This window comes from Parasutterella secunda (assembly GCF_023336895.1).
In the GTDB taxonomy this organism is placed as follows: Bacteria; Pseudomonadota; Gammaproteobacteria; order Burkholderiales; family Burkholderiaceae_F; genus Aphodousia; species Aphodousia faecalis.
In genome coordinates this window covers 47540-64163 of sequence record NZ_JAMBLT010000007.1, presented here as the reverse complement: position 1 = coordinate 64163, position 16624 = coordinate 47540, and the positions used below count along the sequence as shown (strand labels likewise).

The 16624-nt window shown below is 47.5% G+C and carries 17 protein-coding genes; 16 read left to right on the top strand and 1 reads right to left on the bottom strand.

Annotation, left to right across the window (positions count from 1 at the left end):
* Positions 1–50 precede the first annotated feature (50 nt).
* From M3080_RS06765 to M3080_RS06695, 15 genes are all read left to right on the top strand, one after another.
* Positions 51–1553: an ApeI family dehydratase gene (locus tag M3080_RS06765; protein ID WP_249092442.1), complete on the top strand. Its 1503-nt coding sequence runs from the start codon at positions 51–53 to the stop codon at positions 1551–1553.
* On the top strand, positions 1546–2283 hold the full coding sequence (locus tag M3080_RS06760) for a glycosyltransferase family 2 protein (protein ID WP_249092441.1): 738 nt from the start codon (positions 1546–1548) through the stop codon (positions 2281–2283). The genes M3080_RS06765 and M3080_RS06760 overlap by 8 nt, the downstream gene beginning before the upstream one ends.
* Positions 2276–3226, top strand: a complete 951-nt coding sequence (locus tag M3080_RS06755; protein ID WP_249092440.1) for a lysophospholipid acyltransferase family protein — start codon at positions 2276–2278, stop codon at positions 3224–3226. The genes M3080_RS06760 and M3080_RS06755 overlap by 8 nt, the downstream gene beginning before the upstream one ends.
* Positions 3223–3834 (top strand): LolA family protein, encoded by a 612-nt coding sequence (locus M3080_RS06750; protein WP_249092439.1) that lies wholly within the window; start codon positions 3223–3225, stop codon positions 3832–3834. Before M3080_RS06755 ends, M3080_RS06750 begins: the two co-directional genes overlap by 4 nt.
* Positions 3831–6131, top strand: a complete 2301-nt coding sequence (locus M3080_RS06745; protein WP_249092438.1) for an MMPL family transporter — start codon at positions 3831–3833, stop codon at positions 6129–6131. Before M3080_RS06750 ends, M3080_RS06745 begins: the two co-directional genes overlap by 4 nt.
* On the top strand, positions 6112–6714 hold the full coding sequence (locus M3080_RS06740) for a DUF3261 domain-containing protein (RefSeq protein ID WP_249092460.1): 603 nt from the start codon (positions 6112–6114) through the stop codon (positions 6712–6714). Before M3080_RS06745 ends, M3080_RS06740 begins: the two co-directional genes overlap by 20 nt.
* Positions 6711–7901, top strand: coding sequence for a beta-ketoacyl synthase N-terminal-like domain-containing protein (locus tag M3080_RS06735; RefSeq protein WP_249092437.1), 1191 nt, complete (start codon positions 6711–6713; stop codon positions 7899–7901). The genes M3080_RS06740 and M3080_RS06735 overlap by 4 nt, the downstream gene beginning before the upstream one ends.
* The gene (locus M3080_RS06730) at positions 7888–8343 is read left to right on the top strand and encodes a hotdog family protein (protein ID WP_249092436.1); all 456 of its coding nucleotides are present in this window, start codon (positions 7888–7890) and stop codon (positions 8341–8343) included. The genes M3080_RS06735 and M3080_RS06730 overlap by 14 nt, the downstream gene beginning before the upstream one ends.
* On the top strand, positions 8344–9084 hold the full coding sequence (fabG, locus tag M3080_RS06725; RefSeq protein ID WP_249092435.1) for a 3-oxoacyl-ACP reductase FabG: 741 nt from the start codon (positions 8344–8346) through the stop codon (positions 9082–9084).
* Positions 9081–10316, top strand: a complete 1236-nt coding sequence (locus tag M3080_RS06720; RefSeq protein ID WP_249092434.1) for a beta-ketoacyl-ACP synthase — start codon at positions 9081–9083, stop codon at positions 10314–10316. The genes fabG and M3080_RS06720 overlap by 4 nt, the downstream gene beginning before the upstream one ends.
* On the top strand, positions 10317–10925 hold the full coding sequence (locus M3080_RS06715) for a 4'-phosphopantetheinyl transferase family protein (protein ID WP_249092433.1): 609 nt from the start codon (positions 10317–10319) through the stop codon (positions 10923–10925).
* Positions 10922–11989, top strand: a complete 1068-nt coding sequence (locus M3080_RS06710) for a methyltransferase (RefSeq protein WP_249092432.1) — start codon at positions 10922–10924, stop codon at positions 11987–11989. The genes M3080_RS06715 and M3080_RS06710 overlap by 4 nt, the downstream gene beginning before the upstream one ends.
* Positions 11990–12127: 138 nt before the next feature.
* Complete coding sequence (locus tag M3080_RS06705) at positions 12128–13408, top strand: amidohydrolase (protein WP_249092431.1); 1281 nt, start codon at positions 12128–12130, stop codon at positions 13406–13408.
* A 58-nt stretch (positions 13409–13466) separates the two neighbouring features.
* Positions 13467–13850, top strand: a complete 384-nt coding sequence (locus tag M3080_RS06700) for an allophanate hydrolase-related protein (RefSeq protein WP_249092430.1) — start codon at positions 13467–13469, stop codon at positions 13848–13850.
* Positions 13851–13978: 128 nt separating this feature from the next.
* A complete protein-coding gene (locus M3080_RS06695; protein WP_249092429.1) occupies positions 13979–15163 on the top strand; it encodes a hypothetical protein in 1185 nt (394 codons plus the stop codon).
* 393 nt (positions 15164–15556) lie between these two features.
* Here the strand turns inward: M3080_RS06695 and M3080_RS06690 are convergent, their stop codons facing one another.
* A complete protein-coding gene (locus M3080_RS06690; RefSeq protein ID WP_022473357.1) occupies positions 15557–16021 on the bottom strand; it encodes a hypothetical protein in 465 nt (154 codons plus the stop codon).
* 147 nt (positions 16022–16168) lie between these two features.
* On the opposite strand from M3080_RS06690, the gene M3080_RS06685 reads away from it, so the two are divergent.
* Positions 16169–16621 carry a hypothetical protein gene (locus M3080_RS06685; protein WP_249092428.1) on the top strand — a complete coding sequence of 151 codons (453 nt, stop codon included), beginning with the start codon at positions 16169–16171 and terminating at the stop codon, positions 16619–16621.
* Positions 16622–16624 lie beyond the last annotated feature (3 nt).

Here is a 16624-nt window from a genome sequence, read left to right as displayed (position 1 = left end):
CAAACAGAATTCGCTTCAGCGCCGCGCTACTGGGCGCATGGTGCGCGCATGTGAAAACGATTCTTCCCACGGACCTTACGGCTAAGACAAAAGGAAAGTTGGAAAAAGAAGGGGCGTTTTTTCTGCTCGATGAAACCCCTGAGCCGCCTCAATGCGAAAAGGCTGCTAAAGAGACGCTTACTCTTACGATGGATGAAGCCTTGGTTGAACTTTTTACCTCCGGTTCAACAGGAGAACCCACGCGGGTTACAAAAACGCTTCGCCAAGTGCTCGCCGATGTTGATACGCTAGATGCTGACTTTCCTACCCACCCTCTAAAGGGCACTGTCGTTTTTTCGACCGTTTCACACCAACATATCTACGGTTTTTTATGGGCGGTGCTTTGGCCTATTGCAAGTCAAAAGATCATTACGGAAAAACGACTTCTTTTTCCGGAAAATATCAAAAATGCACTTGAACAGGCTTCTTCAGTGGTTTTAATCTCGAGTCCTGCCCACTTAAAGCGCCTGCCGCTTGATTTGGATTGGACCGAAAGCCGCGCTCACCTTACTCATCTGGTCAGTTCCGGAGGTCCCTTAAGCGAAGAGGCTTTAAAACTTTGCCAACGAGCTTTCCACCGGACGCCCTTTGAAATCTTAGGCAGTACGGAACTTGACGGGATCGCATGGCGTCAAAGACGTTTTTTACCCAATGACACGGTTGACCCGACTTCTTGCCTATGGAAAGCCATGCCGGGAACTGGAATCGGCATTAATCCCGACGGGATTATTCAGGTGAAATCCGAACGCTTGGATCCCCAACATTGGACAGTCGGTAACGACAAAATCGTTATGCATTCGGATGGTCTTTTCACACTGCTCGGACGCACCGATCGGATTGTCAAAATCGAGGAAAAACGACTGAGTCTGACGGCTCTTGAAAAGTCCCTGATCGCAAGCGGATTGTTTACCGAAGCTAAAGCGTTTCTTTTGACTGAGAAACGAGATCTGGCGGTTGTTGCCGTGCCATCTGAAAAAGGACAGGCGTTACTGAGTCAGAGTAAATTAGCGCTCATTCGTGCCGCCGAACACCACTTAAGAGAGGAATTTGAAGCAGTCCTTTTACCTCACCGGTGGCGCTTTGAACCCATCATGCCCACCAACAGTCAAGGCAAATACACAATTGAAGCACTTCAATCCCTTTTTGATCGAAGACATATTGAACCGAGTCTCGCTAAAGTAGAACACCATTCAATGGAGTTACATTTTAAAGTCGATGAACGACTGCCTTTCTTTGAAGGGCATTTTCCCCAATGGCCCATTTTGCCTGGTGTTGCTCAAGTTCATCTTGTCATTGAAGAGGCCCATCGGTATCTAAAGACGCCCAAAGAGCTCGCTTGCATCACTAACCTGAAATTCATGTCCATCATCAGACCAAAGACGCAGCTAATGTTGACGTGCCTCTTTGATTCCGAGTCAATGAAAATGAAATTCAGCCTTACTTCCGCTGACCGTTCGACTCGTTACAGCTGCGGCACCATTCATTTTGCGACAGACAAAAAAGACAATGACTAAGAGACTTTTTCTCATCCCCAACTACAACCACCCCGATACAATCGGCTCGGTCGTTCAGTCTTGCCTGCCGCATGAAGGCGACATTTTGATTGTCGACGATGGCAGCGACACCAAAACCAAAGAAAAAATAGCGCAAGCCGCTTTGCTCTCAAAACACGTCCATGTGCTCACTCTGCCGGTCAATTCCGGCAAAGGAGGCGCGGTGTTAGCGGGCTTTCAATGGGCGATTGACCGCCAATATACCCACGTTTTTCAGCTCGATGCTGACGGCCAGCAAGATGCTGCGGCCATCGGAGAATTTTTAGACTCGTCTAATCAACACCCCCAGGCGCTCGTCTGTGGCTATCCGATCTATGATGAATCGGTTCCGCTTTCGCGAAAATGGGGGCGCCTCATCACCGATTTTTGGGTAATGATCAATACCCTGTCGAGAGCTTACCGCGATTGTCTGTGCGGTTTCAGAATTTATCCGATGGACAGTGTCGTCCGATGGCTATCCACCAACCCAACTATCGGCAAAAGGATGGATTTTGACTGCGATATTTTGGTTCAGCTTTACTGGCAGGGAATCGACTGCATCAATTTACCCGTCAAAATAGCCTACCCCGCCGATGGCATCAGCCACTTCAGGCCGATAGAAAACTGGTATCTCAGTAAAATGCATGCGAGAAACTTTTTCGGCATGCTCGTGAGACTGCCGACACTATTGGGCAGACATTTTCATGCGTAACGCAAAAGAACACTGGGCCAATAAAGTTGAACATACCTCTGTGCTCGGTATCAAAATTCTCTTTCACCTGCACAGGCTTTTCGGCAAGCTCCCCTTCCGATTTGCGCTGGCTCCGGTGGTCTTTTGCATTTGGATTTCGGATAAGAAGGCGCGGCAAGCGAGTAACGATTACCTGCAAAAAGCCTATACGGCCGGTTATCTGAGCCACCGACCGGGGACTTTCACCAGTCTTTGCCACATGTTTTATTTTGCCGAGACCATTCTCGACAAAATGTTGGCGATTTGGTCTGAGCAAACCACGGAAAACCTCTCTGTAGAAAATGAAGCATTCATGAGTAGCCTCTTGGCTCAAGGAAAAGGCGCCGTAGTTCTCACTTCACACATGGGCTGTGTAGAAGCTCTTATGCACCACGGTTCACTTTATAAAATTCCAAGCATCGCCTTGGTGCACAGCGCCAACACGGCTCAATACACTCGGTTGGTGGAACACTCCAATGCACTGAGCCACATAGAATTTTGGGAAGTAACTGAACTGAACCCCGCGAGCATTATGAAACTTGAAGAAAAGTGCCAAAAGGGTTACTTCATTTTCATTGCCGGCGACAGAATTCCGATTCATTCAAAAGCCGTTGTTCCTGTCTCTTTTTTAGGCTCTGAGGCTTATTTACCCACGGGTGGAGCGATCCTAGCCCATATGCTTGGATTGCCGCTTCTCTCCATGACCTGTTGGCGGGAAGAAACTTCAGCCTTTGGTGACCTAAAGGGACAGAATCGTTACCGGGTCCGATTTGCCAAACTCGCCGATCAGGTAAGATTGCCAAGAGGGAATCGCAATCAAGAATGCCAACGCTTAATGCAGCAATACGCGATGGAACTTGAGCACGGCTTAAAAGAAAGTCCCTTGGATTGGTTCAATTTTTATCGATTTTGGGGTGCGTCATGATCAAAAGCATTCTCAAAGGCTCTTTAGTGGCTGCTCTCGGCACCGTCATATTTAGCGCCGAGGCTTTGGCTTTTGATCTTCAAACCCTTTCCAAAAGTTTGGGCAGCGCGCAATTGACAACCGGTCACTTCGTTCAAGAGCGTGAACTAACCGGTTTCCCGAAACCAATGCGAACTGAAGGGGTGTACTTTTTAGATTTGAAAAAAGGCATCGTTTGGGAAACGGTCAAGCCCTTTGCCAATACGATGATCTTTTCTGAAAAAGGCATCAAGAGCGTCAATAAACATGGCGCACAGGTTATTTCCGCCCAGGATATCCCCTATCTGAAAACGGTCAATGCTCTCATGTTGTCACTTTTTAGTGCTCAAACTGAGCGCTTGGATAAAGATTTTGACATTCACCTTAAGGGATCGTCTGCGCGCTGGACAATGACGCTTGTGCCTAAGAAAACGTCAGCGTTAGCCACCGTTTTTAAGACCATGGAAATCACGGGGGCCGCTTCTCCCGAGAGCATCAAAATGGTCAATCAGCAAAATGAAACAACCCGTCTTCAGTTATCCAAACAGGAAAAACTAAACCAGTGGCCTGACCGATTGGAGCCGCTATGAGTCGGGCAAAGCGATTTTGGGCGGCGCTCACCTGGGCCATTTTGGTTCTCGTTTCGTTGCTTTACGTATGTCTATGGGCTCAGAACAACCGCCCTGATTTTGATTTATTGGACTTACTACCGGAAAACCAAGTTGTCAGCGCTGATGAAAAATGGCTTCAACAAGCCCTCTCTAAAAAACATAAAGATACCGTCACATTGGCTATCGCTCTGCCTGACGAAAGTGAAGAAACCCTAAATTCAGTTCACGGCGTCGTTGACGCCTGGGGTAAACGGATAGCGCTATTTAAAAAGCTTGAAGAAACTGCCATGGGCTTGCCGATGCTCGATCAAATTCGTGCCTTGGCCCAAGGACAGGTTACGGCTAATAACCAAAAAGAACTCTCAAGTGCAAACCAGCAAACGCTTTTTGAGCGCGTTGCAGCCAATGCCGCCTCGCCCATTGATGCGTCCATTTTTTCCTTTTCCGAGGACCCCTTGGGGGTGCAAAGTGCGTGGATTAGAGAGCGGCTCAATCAATGGCATGTGCATTTTAAAGACGGCGTTCTTTTAACTGAACAGGAAAATACCCCTTATGCCCTGTATTTTTTCCGACTCGACAGTGAAAAAATCATGCAGCAGGGTGCCGCTGTCTTTAAAGCGATTGATGAACTCAAAAATTCACTCAAAAAGGATTGTCAAGCGTCACTTATCGTCTCAGGCCTTCCCCTTTTTTCTGCCGCGGCCGCTCTTGAAGCTCAAAATGAACTCACCTACCTCGGAGTTTTTTCCACTCTGGGCATCATTGCCATTGCCTGGTTTTGGTTTGGCAACCTCAAGGCACTTTTATTAATTCTTGCCGTCAGCGCTCAGGCCTTTTTATTAGCCGTTGCCGCCACGCTGCTCGTTTTGGGCAAGATTCACTTAATTACCCTCGTTTTCGGCACCACTTTAATCGGCATCACGGTCGACTATTCTGCGCATTACCTTTGCACACGTCTTGGACAAAGCAACTCGGCCGAAGAGTCCTTGAAAACGCTTCTTCCCAGCCTTACGCTTGCCCTGCTTTCTACAGCCCTTGGTTTTGCTTTGATGGCAACGACTCCCTTCCCGGGACTCACCCAAATCGCTGTTTTTTGTGTAACCGGAGTTGCCTCGGCCTATGCTGCCGTCGTGTTGTGGCTCCCCTTGCTTGCATCGGGATCGTTTCCTTTCAGAAGGAGACTGCAAAAACTGGCTGCCAAACTACTGTCTCTTCCCGCTTTTGAAACGGTCAGTAAACGAACCCTCGCGATATTGCTTGGCTTCTTTATTGTCCTCTGTACCGCAGGCTACCTGAAACTCGATTTAAAAACATCGCTTTATGATTTAAATAATCCCCCTCAAGACTTACTCACAGAGGCTGCCGCTTTAAGCAAAGTGATGAATACGCCTTCGCTGTCGCAATACTTTTTGATTGAAGCCGAGAATCCTGAAGAATTGCTGCAAAAAGAAGAACGCCTTATCGAACGCTTCAATCAACTCAACGAAAAAGAGGTCCGATTAATCAGCGCGGCCGATTGGATGATGTCCGAAAAACGCGCCGAGCAAGTACGTGAAACTTACCGTTCAAGGTGCCTTTCCGTGAGCGACATTTTCAATAGTCTTTTGGGAGCGCCCCTATCCTGCGAACTGCCGTCAAAGTCATTAAACGAACGACTTAAGATCGCAGAAAGTCTCGACGTCTTGCCTCCCATGCGGCTAACCGAAGATAAAGCAAGCGCTCTAGTTTTAATTACCGGTATCCATAAAGACAATCTTGATCGGATCAAGGCGCTCGAAGAGCCCACAAACGGTGTTTACTTTAAAAACTATCCACAACAGATTTCTGATCTTTTGGCTCGATACTGCGATCGGATCGCTTGGTTGTTGGCCGCGGCTGCCTTAGGCACCATCATCTTGCTTACGATCCGCTTTAAAAACCAGGCTTGGCGCGCCTATTGCCCCTGCCTTTGCGGCATAGCCCTGACCATGGCCATGTTGGGACTATTGGGCTACGGCCTCTCCCTATTCTCTTTACTTGCCTGTGTATTACTTTTAGGGCTTGGACTTGACTACGGAATCTTTCTCACCGCAAATCCCCAGGGCAACAGCCGAACCGTGGCGGCAGTGACTTTTGCCGTTCTCACCACCCTGCTTTCGTTCGGTCTTCTCGCCTTTTCAAGCACACCCGCCCTTAAAAGCTTTGGTTTGTGCATAATGATCGGAGAATTCTTTATCTGGTGTCTGACACCGGCTTTCAGAAAGGTTACCCATTGTGATGAAACATCGTCTCGTTAAAGGGCTATGTTGCGTAGCCCTGGCTTTCAGTCTCTCGGCCTGCTCCCTGTGGCTGCCCAATACTTCAGCTGTAGAAGAAGCCATTAAAATCCCAACCGTGTTGCCAACCTGTTCCAACTTAACGCAGTCCTTCAACGCCTATCAACACATCCACGTTGAAGCTGATCGCTATAACGCCGAGTCGAAAACGAATGATTTTGAGGCCATGATCACCGCCGATAAAAAAGGCATGAAAATCGCCGTTATGGCCATGGGCATGAAGGTCTGGAACATTGATTTTGACGGGATGGTGATCACCGAAGAAAGAAGTGAGTATTTACCTGAAGCGCTTGAAGCGCAATACATGGTTCGCGACATTGCCTTGGCTTATTGGCCCAGTCGTGATCTCAAAGCTCAATTGAAAGACTGGATTTTGATCGAGAACGAGCAGACACGATTAATCTACGCGCCCGGAGAAGAAAAACCGATCATATCCATTGAGTATCGTAAAGGCGCTGCCCCCTTGTCTGCAGACGGGGAAGTCATTTTTGAAAATCACCTTCACCACTATCGGCTCACGATTCAATCCAGTCGCTTGAAATGACAACAAAAGTTTACATCCACCAATTTTCAAGTTTAAGCGCTGCCGGTGACAACGCCGGCTACCGCGAGTCGATCTTTGCTGAAAAAAGACCGGCTTTGACATGGATTGACGATTTTGCGGGCAACCGTATTCGCTTCGGTCAGATTGACGAGCACTATCTGATTTCAGAAAAAACGATTAAAGAGCGCTTTCCCCACGTTTTAAATGACACTACTCTTCGATGGGGGCGCGGCAATCGCCTGGCCGCCTCTCTTGCCTCCCCTTTGCTTGAAAACGTCAATCAACTAATTGAAAAATATGGGGCCGACAGAGTTGCTTTGGTCATCGGAGCCTCCGTTGCCGGTATGACCGAGACGGAAAGATTCTTTTTTGAGGGCAAAAATGATCCCGCGTATCGGGACACGGACCTTGAAATGTACAACCCGGCCCGTGCCCTTAAAGCCATTTTTAAACTGAAAGGACCGGTATACACCATTTCAACGGCCTGCACGTCTTCGACAAAGGCCATGATCAGCGCCGCGCGCCTTATTCAGTCCGGAGCGGTTGACGCGGCTATCTGCGGCGGCTTGGACGCAAAAAGCCTTTTTACGATCGCGGGTTTTGAATCCTTAGGCGCCGTCTCCTCTGACCTTACTCAACCTTTCGGTGAACATCGCGATGGAATCAATTTAGGCGAAGGCGGCGCTCTTTTCATTTTGGATAAAGACTCCTCGCCTTATGAATTAGCCGGATGGGGTGAGTCCAGTGACGCTTATCACATCTCTTCTCCCGAGCCCGAAGCCAATGCGGTTCAAAAAGCGATTAAACACGCGCTTCAAATGAGTGAAATGATGGCACCTGACTTTGTTTGCGCTCACGGCACCGGCACGCGCAAAAACGATGAAATGGAAGCTTTAGCCATTCACAATCTGATGCCCAACACTTCTGTCTGCTCAACCAAAACGATAACCGGTCATACCCTGGGAGGCGCCGGAGCGCTTTGTGCGGTCGCAGCCCTTTTGGCTCTTGACGCACAAAAGTTTCCCGGACACCTTATCGAAGACAATGTCGACCCGCTTATCGCTACAATTAAGCTCAATGCGAAAGCAACAACAGGTGCTGTCACAAGCGTTTTGTGCAACAGCTTTGCTTTCGGCGGCAACAACGCTGTCATCGTCATTAAGAAGAAAACCAATGCAGACCATTGACCTCTTAGCCAGTGAATTGCTCCCCCATCGAGCAGGGATGCTCTTTTTAGATCGTGCACTTGAAGGCGACGACAACTGTATTACGGCTTGCGCGCAGATTAAAGAAAATCATCTCTTTGCCCAAGACGGAAGAGTCGGCAGTTGGGTCTTATTGGAATACATGGCTCAGACAATGGCGATGTGGACTAGTTGGAACGCCCGTAAAAAAGGCCTTCCAGTCCCAGTCGGCTTTCTGTTGGGCACGCGGCAAATGAAGCTGTACGTTGATTCAATCCCGGTAGGGACTGAACTTTACTGTAAAGCAAACCGCATTTACGTGAGCGAAACCGACGGCGTTGCCCAATTTCAATGTGAGGTCTACGCCGATGGGCAACTTCTGGGCGAAGCGGCACTAAACGCATTTGAACCGAAAAATCCGGAAACTTTTTTGGCTGAACATTAAATGTCTATCCATCCATCCAAATCCGTCTTTATCTCAGGATCTTCAAGAGGAATCGGCAGAGCCTGTGCCCTATACCTGGCAGGCCAAGGCTACGACATCGTTCTTCATGGCAAAAGCCCGAGCCAAGCACTTGAGCAAACAATTGCCGATGTTAAGGCAATGGGGGTCAACGTACGGGCATTGAGTTTTGACGTATGCGATCGTGAGGCGGCTCGCCAAGCGCTTTTAAAAGATATTGAAGAAAACGGCATGTACTGGGGCATAGTGGCCAACGCCGGCATATCTCGGGATGTCACCTTTGCGGGAATGGAGCCACAGGTTTGGGACTCGGTGCTTAAAACTAATCTTGATGGTTTTTATAACGTGGTTCAGCCGCTTGTGATGCCGATGGTGCACACAAGACGCGGTGGCCGCATTGTGGTTATCGCCTCGATTTCGGGGGTTATGGGAAATCGCGGACAGGTGAATTACTCGGCTGCTAAAGCCGGTCTGATCGGAGCGGCCAAAGCCTTGGCTTTGGAGTTAGCCAGTCGGAAAATCACGGTCAACGCGGTGGCGCCCGGTTTGATTGAAACCGATATGGTTGATGAAAGTGTCACCGAGCGCGCTTTACCTTTTATACCGATGAAACGAGTCGGAAAACCCGAAGAAGTGGCCGCCACCGTCGGCTTTTTAATCTCCGACGATGCCGCCTACATCACCCGATCAGTTATTGAAATTGATGGAGGACTGCACGGATGAGTCATCGTGTCGTAGTTACCGGTATGGCTGGCATCAGCCCTCTCGGGTGTGACTGGCCCACCGTCCTGGCGAAACTGAAAAGCTATCGCAATGCTGTGCAGGTTATGCCCGGTTGGGAGCAATTGGATGGCCTAAATTCCCTATTGGCTTGTCCTGCCGCCCCCTTTGAGTTAGGTGAACGCTTCACACGAAGGGCCACGCGAAGCATGTCGCGCAATAGCCTCATGGCCTGCTGCGCCACACAGTGGGCGCTTGAAGATGCGGGACTGATTGATTGCGACTGGATTCATGAGGGCGGCATGGGAATTGCCTACGGCTCTTGCGCCGGCGACCCGCATTCACTCATGGAAATTGCCGCGCTTGGGGTAGAAAAGACAACTCGTAAATTAAACGCCACGACTTATGTCCGGTTTATGGCCCACACCTGCGCGGTCAATATCGGCGTCTTTTTCTCCATTACCGGTCGTGTCATTACGACCACCAGTGCCTGCACATCGGGCAGCCAGGCTATAGGCTACGCCTACGAAACCATCAAAAACGGCTACCAAAGGGCAATGATCGCCGGCGGCGCAGAAGAATGTTCCGTGGCCAACACGGCTATTTTTGACACCCTTTTTGCCACTTCAACCCAATTTAACGATAAGCCCCAACTGACTCCCCGCCCCTTTGATGCGCAAAGGGATGGACTGGTTCTGGGTGAAGGCGCCTGCACACTGATTCTGGAAAGTCTTGACAGCGCCCTCGAGCGCGACGCGCCGATTTACGCAGAAGTTGTCGGTTTTTCCACCAATTCAGACGGCAAGCACATCACCAATCCCGATTCGCTCAAAATGGCCGAAGTCATGACAGAAGCGTTGCGCGATGCAAACTTAAAACCTGAAGATATCGGTTACATCAACGCCCACGGCACGGCCACGTTATCGGGAGACAGGGCTGAAAGCCTTGCCACCGCAACTGTATTCGGTGACAAGACCCCGGTTTCAACGCTCAAAAGCTACATGGGGCATACTCTGGGCGCCTGCGGCGCGCTCGAAGCCTGGATGAGCATTGAAATGATGCGTGAAGGATGGTTTGCCCCGACAATCAATCTCACCGAACCCGACCCGAACTGCGCTGCGCTTGACTACATTATGGGCGAAGGCAGAAACATTTCGTGCGAGGCTGTTATGAGCAATAACTTTGCCTTCGGTGGCATTAACACCTCTTTAATTTTTAAGCGTTTTAGAGCCTAAATGCTTATCTGGTTCTGTGAGATTGCCCTTGAAAATAACAATGAGAGTCTGATTCATCAGCTCTCAACGCGGCAGCTTACCCGTTATCGACGTTTCTGCCGCCCTATCCGAGCCACACAGTACCTCTACTCGCGCCTTTTCTATAAAAGAGTTTTAGCGGCCTTAAAGGCCGACGGGCACTTCGATGATTTCCCGATAGGTCAACCCCATCCCCCTATCGATACAGAGTACGGTCGTTTTTATACGAGTTTGACCCACAGCGGTCGGTATTTCGCTCTCTCCTTTTCTCATTTCCCCCATGCAGTCGATGCTGAAGTGATGGTTCAGAGAGACTTCTTGCAACTAGCCGATTGGTTTGGCAATGAGCTAACAATCTCAACGATTAAGGAAAGTTCTGACAGAACCCTAGAGTTTTACCGCTTTTGGTGCCGTCACGAGTGTCAGATTAAAGTGGGCAATAGCCATCTCAATGATTATGGATTTACTGAAGAAGTGATAAATAAAGATAGCCTGCCCGTCATGCTGAGTTGTTTGCACCGAAAAGCGGACAATCCGACAATCCGACATATCCGCGACGTTCTGAGAGACCCCTTGGAGCTTAGATTATGACCTTAAATGAACACAAAAAAGAACTTCTGAGTGCATACGAAGATGCTCAGAAAATCGCTTTTGCTCCATTTATTTTTCAGGCGACGGCAGCCGCCAAAGAAACCGGCTTACTGGACGCTTTGGGACAAAGCGACACGGGCCTCAATATTGAAGAGTTGGCGAAAAAAAGCGGTCTTACCCTTTACGCAGTCAAAATTTTGACCGATATTCTGCTTACAGCCAAAGTTATAAAAAAAGAAAATCAAAAGTACAGCTTAAGTTTGGTTGGTCAATGCTTAATTTATGACCGTATGACGGAAGTTAATTTTGATTTTACCCATCATGTCAATTACAAAGCGCTAAGTCATACCAAAGAAGCTTTAAAAACAGGGCGCCCTTGTGGACTTCAGGAATTTGATCGCTCTTGGAGCACCATTTACCCACATTTAAAAGACTTGCCCGAAGAGGTTCAGAAAGCCTGGTTTGCCTTTGATCATTTTCATTCAGACAGCGCCGATCAGGCCGCCATCGATCTTTTGAAGAACAGAGAAATCCGATATTTTTTGGATATCGGCGGCAACACCGGACGATTTATCCATAAAGCTCTCTTGAATTGGACCAAGGCTCGCGCCTGTTTGGTCGATTTGCCTCAACAAATTAGCTTAATGCGCGCCAACACGGAACTGAAAGCGTTTCAGGACCGAATCGATGATTACCCGATTGACTGGCTTAATGATGAAGCTTCCCTTCACATTGATACCGATATTGATTTGATTTGGATGAGTCAGTTTTTGGATTGTTTCAGTCATTCGCAAGCCGTCAGCATTCTCAAGCGTGTCCGCTTATTATCGAGAAAGTATGCTTGCCCTATCGCTATTTTGGAACCAATAGTTGACAAGCAGCGAAACGCCGCGGCGACTTTGAGCGTCGCAAGCTGCTCGCTTTATTTCAGTTGCCTAGCCAACGGTAACTCTAAATTTTTCTCTTCTGACGAATTAAAAAGCATTATTGACGAAGCGGGACTCATAATCGACTCGGTTCACGAACCGCTTGGTGTTGGGCATTCTTTGTACTTATGCAGATAACTTATTGAAAAATTAGTGAATTGACTACTTTAATTAGCCATGCATTTTGCATGGTTTTCCATTCTTATGTTTACTTATTTTTACGGTCGCAATAAGTGTCATAATTTCCTTAATGTCTGATCGCTAAGGAGAAGTGTCATGAATGATCTATCGGCTTATATTCCTGAAATGATTGAAACACGGCGTTATCTACATCGGATCCCGGAAATTGCCTGGACCGAATTTTTAACGTCGGAATTGGTGATTAAGCGTGTACGAGAATTAGGCTTTAAGACTATTATCGGCAAAGCATTGTTTAACGAAGAATACGCCTATGGCCGAGAAGATGATGTCATTGAAAAGGCTCAAAAAAGGGCCTTGTCAATGGGTATGGATCCTAAGCTTTTAGAAGAAATGCAAGGCTATACCGGGTGTATGGCGATTTGGGAGACCGGACGCGATGGTCCTGTAACGGCTTTTCGATTTGACATGGATTGCATTGCCGTTGAAGAAAATCATGACGAAACAAACGAAGCTTATGTGGGAGGATTCGATTCAACATTCCCCGGCCTGATGCATGCCTGCGGACATGATGGTCATACAGCCATGGGGCTGGCCTTTGCCCGTTGGATTAAAGACCATGCCGATAGTCTCAAGGGAACGATTAAATTGGTTTTTCAGCCCGCCGAAGAAGGAACAAAAGGCGCAAGCGGTATTGCTGAATCCGGTCTTTTGGATGATGTGGATTACTTTATTGGCGGGCACGTCGGTATGGACCCCAAACTGCACGAATTGGGCATTATTACTAAAGGCTTCCTTTCGACAACCAAGATTAATGTTGGCTTTACCGGTAAACCCGCTCACGCCGGCGCTGCCGGTCAGGAAGGACGCAATGCCTTGATGGCCGCCTGCTCAGCCTCTATGCAAATCATGGGAATTGCCCGTCATGGTCAAGGAAACACAGCTGTCAATATCGGCACTCTGCATGCCGGCGAAGGACGAAATGTTGTGCCTGTGCATGCAAAGATGGAGTTAGAAGTACGCGGTGCCAATGACGAAATCTGCAAGTACATGCAAGAGCGTGCCTTAAAAATGATTAAAGGCAGCGCCGAGAGTTACGAAGTCGGATGTGATATCAAGATTATGGGACGCGCGACCAACGTCGTGTCTGATCCTGAAATGTGTGACCTTATCCGAGAAGTTGCAACAGCAGTGCCGGGAATTAATCGTGTGTTTGACTACGACACAATCACCTCCAGCGAAGACTGTTCGCTTTTAATTCAAAAAGTCCAGTCCCATGGCGGCAAGGCCGTTTTCTTCTATTATGGATGCAACCACAACGGTCACCACAAATCAGACTTTGAAATCCAGGACACGGAAAGTTTGCCGTTAGGATTGGCTGTGTTTGTGGGAGCCCTGAAAAAGACAAACGGTCAATAATGCTGTTATAAACCCGAAGGCGCAACCTTCGGGTTTTAATTAACGTAGGGAAAAAAGAATGGACAAGAAAATCCTTTTAGCTGTGAACGGGACGCTCATGAGAGGCCTAAAACTTAACGGCAACATGATTGAAGCGGGCGCAGAGTTTGTGAAAGAGGCTAAAACGGAAAAACATTATCGTTGCTGGAGTATCGAGGATGACCACCCAGTGATGATTAAAACGGTTGAAAACGGCGCTGAGATTGAACTAGAGGTTTGGGCGGTTCCAGCCGAGGGATTGGCCTCAATTTTATTAAAAGAACCCGCCGGCCTTTGCATCGGCAAAGTTAAGCTCGATGATGGTTCCGAGGTTTTGGGAGTGTTGGGAGAACCTTGGTCTGTTGTTGGACAAAAAGAAATTACTCAATACGGTGGGTGGCGAAAATACATCGCTAGCAAGTAGTGACTATTGCTCCATTGTTTAAACCTACTACAGCTTTCAATCGGAGCCTTATAAGAAGGACATATTCAAGCTTTCTTAGAAACTATAATCAGGCCTAAAACATCTTCTCTTTAAAACTGAGGTCCACCATGCCCGCTTTACCGCGATTGTCAGTTATTTCCGCCGCTTTAATTTGCGCCGTCATGCTTTCCGGATGCTCCGAAGAAAGCAAAATGATCGATTTAGTTAAAAATTCAAGATCGCAATTGGATGGCTTGGAAATGGGACCCATGTTAGAAAACACAAAAGTCTGCTCAAAACCCAAGTGGAGTTATCAAGAAACCAAACGCGGTGAACAATATGTCCTATTTGAATGCACTCCGAACGCTGATTTATCCGTTATCAGCAAAAAAGTTAAGAGCTTAAACGATCAGAGTCAGAATGAATGTTTAGCCAGTATCAAACGGTACGAGGAAAGTATTGCAAAGTATCAGAAAGAAGTCGATACCATTTCTGGAAAACTACAGGAACTCAATACAAAGTTTGAAGCGTTTAAAAAGACAGACTTTACGAATTCCATGCCTATTTTCTATTACACACGTATGGAAGGCGGACAAAATAAGATCCTGTTTATCTTAACGTTATTTAATCTTTCTCCCGATCAATGGAATGATGTTTTTCAAAACGTTAAAAATTATCGCTACGATTACCAGAAGCTCTTTGATTACGTCCAAGAACTACGCAAAACGAACTCCATTTACGCTATGTCGGTAGAGTCAAGCTGGGATAGTGAGGAAATTGACGCTTATGAAACTTTATTTGATCTTCCAAAAGATCAATGTTTTGATGCATGGAAAAATCAAGTTTTACCCAAGTTGCAGCAATATCGTTTGGTCGAACCAGCGTTACGTTCGACCTATCGGGAGTTAACGGCTAATTTTGAAAAGGCAATTGATCGCTATAAATGGGATTTAGAAAAACCGCTACGAGAGGTCGAAAAATTCAATCAGTACCTTGATAAGGAAAAGAAAAATTTAGCTAACCTGAAAAATACCCATTGGACTCAATTAAAAGACGCTACCTTATACGTCAGGTTTAACGTCAACCCGGACAAAGAAGAAATTATTAAACCGAACGGCTCGCGCAGCGGATATGTTTTAAGATGGAAAGACGGAACGGAAATTAACCAATACAGTTTCTACACTATGGTTCCGATGAATCTTGAAAGAGCCGCTGAACAAGATGATGTGAGAAGCCTGCAGTATTGGATGGAAGGACTTTCCAACCCCATGACATTAAAAACCTTCTATCAGCAAGGGATTAAATCGGAATAACCTATTCAAAATTAGGCTTTCCGGACCACTCCATTCCCCATCCCCCAAAAAAAAGCCCACTGCGACGATCAGATCACAGTGGGCAGTTAAATTGGAAAGGTAGCTAGGCTCGTCGCCTGCGCTTTCCCCGAACGAAACCGATCTCCCTCAAACGATTCCGTCCACCCGATGAAACGGATGCGACCAGCGCATCCCCCTCGTTTCACCCGGCTCGAGCACCCGTAAGCGAAGAACCAAGCGCTCGGTGAGCATCAAAACCACAATTCCGTTCCGATCCTCACGCCTTTATTGTCATCCTTTTTCATGACAATGAGAACTAGGACTTTCCTTACCCCTAAAGAGGCATTAAATCCAATAGATTAAATAACAAACTGATTTTCTAGTGAAAGAATATTACCGCCAAGGTATATCTCCGGGGAATAATCGATCCACGAGTTCACGAAATTCAACCGATGCGTCGTCAACCTTATCTAAAAGCGTTGGTTTCCCACTACGTTCGTCCCATTGAACAGTGTAGACATTATTGTGGCGGCCGACTTCAGTTAATTCCAACTTGGCATAACGAAGAGATGAATGACTCCAGGATGAGCCGTAGACAGCTTCGTAACGAAGCGTTTGCGGGCAGGATAGAAGCGTTTTCGTATCATCGCTTTTAACGCGAATAACTTTTAAACCCTTATCCATCAAGGCTCGTCTCAAAGTCAAAAAAGCTTGAGGACGTACGGAAGGATTGTCCACTAAGCAAAGACTTTTCTGACCGGCCCCGTGCCAATCGTCAGAGGCGGGCGTTCCCGCACAACCTGAAAGAGTCAGAACTGCAACGCCCATACAGGCCGCGAACAACAAAGACAAACGCATGATGGTTACCTTAAATATTTGCCCTGATTTTACTAGTCATCCGAGAAAAAACAATAGAGTTAGACACTTAGTCATAAAGCTGTAAGGAATAATTAATCTATCGGTCATACAATGCGAAGATTCGATTGAGAACTGTGTGCAAAAAAGATGTCTGAAAAAAATACCCCTTCTCCCGCGCCTGCTCTTTGGAATCCAATGTGGGCCATCTTGTTGAGTTTTATTTTCACACCGGTCTTCGGCGGCATCGTCTGCGGGATGAATTGGCGCGCAATGGGCAAAGAAGAAATGAGTGTGCGCTCATTTAGCTTTATGCGTTCGACCATTTTCATCATGGTTCTCTATATTTTCGCCGAACCGATGCTTCGTGGCATCCCCTACACACAATACGTGCTGCTTGCTCTGATGGTTGGTCTGTGGTTGGTTTGGACCTTTATGGACGGACTCAAGCAGTTACGCTACGTCAACGACACCTACGGCGAAGATTACGAACATAAATTCTGGGCCAAATGCATCACCTGGGGTGTGGGCGGCTGGGTGGCCTACTATGCCTTGGCCATTACTTACGTTATCGGCCTGCACCTTTTAGGCACCGCCGTTTAGAAT

Bases quoted from the DNA above. Each gene is read 5' to 3' on its own strand.
- M3080_RS06730 (WP_249092436.1), top strand. From the start codon at position 7,888: ATGCAGACCATTGACCTCTTAGCCAGTGAATTGCTCCCCCATCGAGCA.
- M3080_RS06740 (WP_249092460.1), top strand. From the start codon at position 6,112: ATGAAACATCGTCTCGTTAAAGGGCTATGTTGCGTAGCCCTGGCTTTC.
- fabG (WP_249092435.1), top strand. From the start codon at position 8,344: ATGTCTATCCATCCATCCAAATCCGTCTTTATCTCAGGATCTTCAAGA.
- M3080_RS06755 (WP_249092440.1), top strand. From the start codon at position 2,276: ATGCGTAACGCAAAAGAACACTGGGCCAATAAAGTTGAACATACCTCT.
- M3080_RS06715 (WP_249092433.1), top strand. From the start codon at position 10,317: ATGCTTATCTGGTTCTGTGAGATTGCCCTTGAAAATAACAATGAGAGT.
- M3080_RS06695 (WP_249092429.1), top strand. From the start codon at position 13,979: ATGCCCGCTTTACCGCGATTGTCAGTTATTTCCGCCGCTTTAATTTGC.
- M3080_RS06685 (WP_249092428.1), top strand. From the start codon at position 16,169: ATGTCTGAAAAAAATACCCCTTCTCCCGCGCCTGCTCTTTGGAATCCA.
- M3080_RS06700 (WP_249092430.1), top strand. From the start codon at position 13,467: ATGGACAAGAAAATCCTTTTAGCTGTGAACGGGACGCTCATGAGAGGC.
- M3080_RS06750 (WP_249092439.1), top strand. From the start codon at position 3,223: ATGATCAAAAGCATTCTCAAAGGCTCTTTAGTGGCTGCTCTCGGCACC.
- M3080_RS06710 (WP_249092432.1), top strand. From the start codon at position 10,922: ATGACCTTAAATGAACACAAAAAAGAACTTCTGAGTGCATACGAAGAT.
- M3080_RS06745 (WP_249092438.1), top strand. From the start codon at position 3,831: ATGAGTCGGGCAAAGCGATTTTGGGCGGCGCTCACCTGGGCCATTTTG.
- M3080_RS06735 (WP_249092437.1), top strand. From the start codon at position 6,711: ATGACAACAAAAGTTTACATCCACCAATTTTCAAGTTTAAGCGCTGCC.
- M3080_RS06705 (WP_249092431.1), top strand. From the start codon at position 12,128: ATGAATGATCTATCGGCTTATATTCCTGAAATGATTGAAACACGGCGT.
- M3080_RS06690 (WP_022473357.1), bottom strand. From the start codon at position 16,021: ATGCGTTTGTCTTTGTTGTTCGCGGCCTGTATGGGCGTTGCAGTTCTG.
- M3080_RS06760 (WP_249092441.1), top strand. From the start codon at position 1,546: ATGACTAAGAGACTTTTTCTCATCCCCAACTACAACCACCCCGATACA.
- M3080_RS06720 (WP_249092434.1), top strand. From the start codon at position 9,081: ATGAGTCATCGTGTCGTAGTTACCGGTATGGCTGGCATCAGCCCTCTC.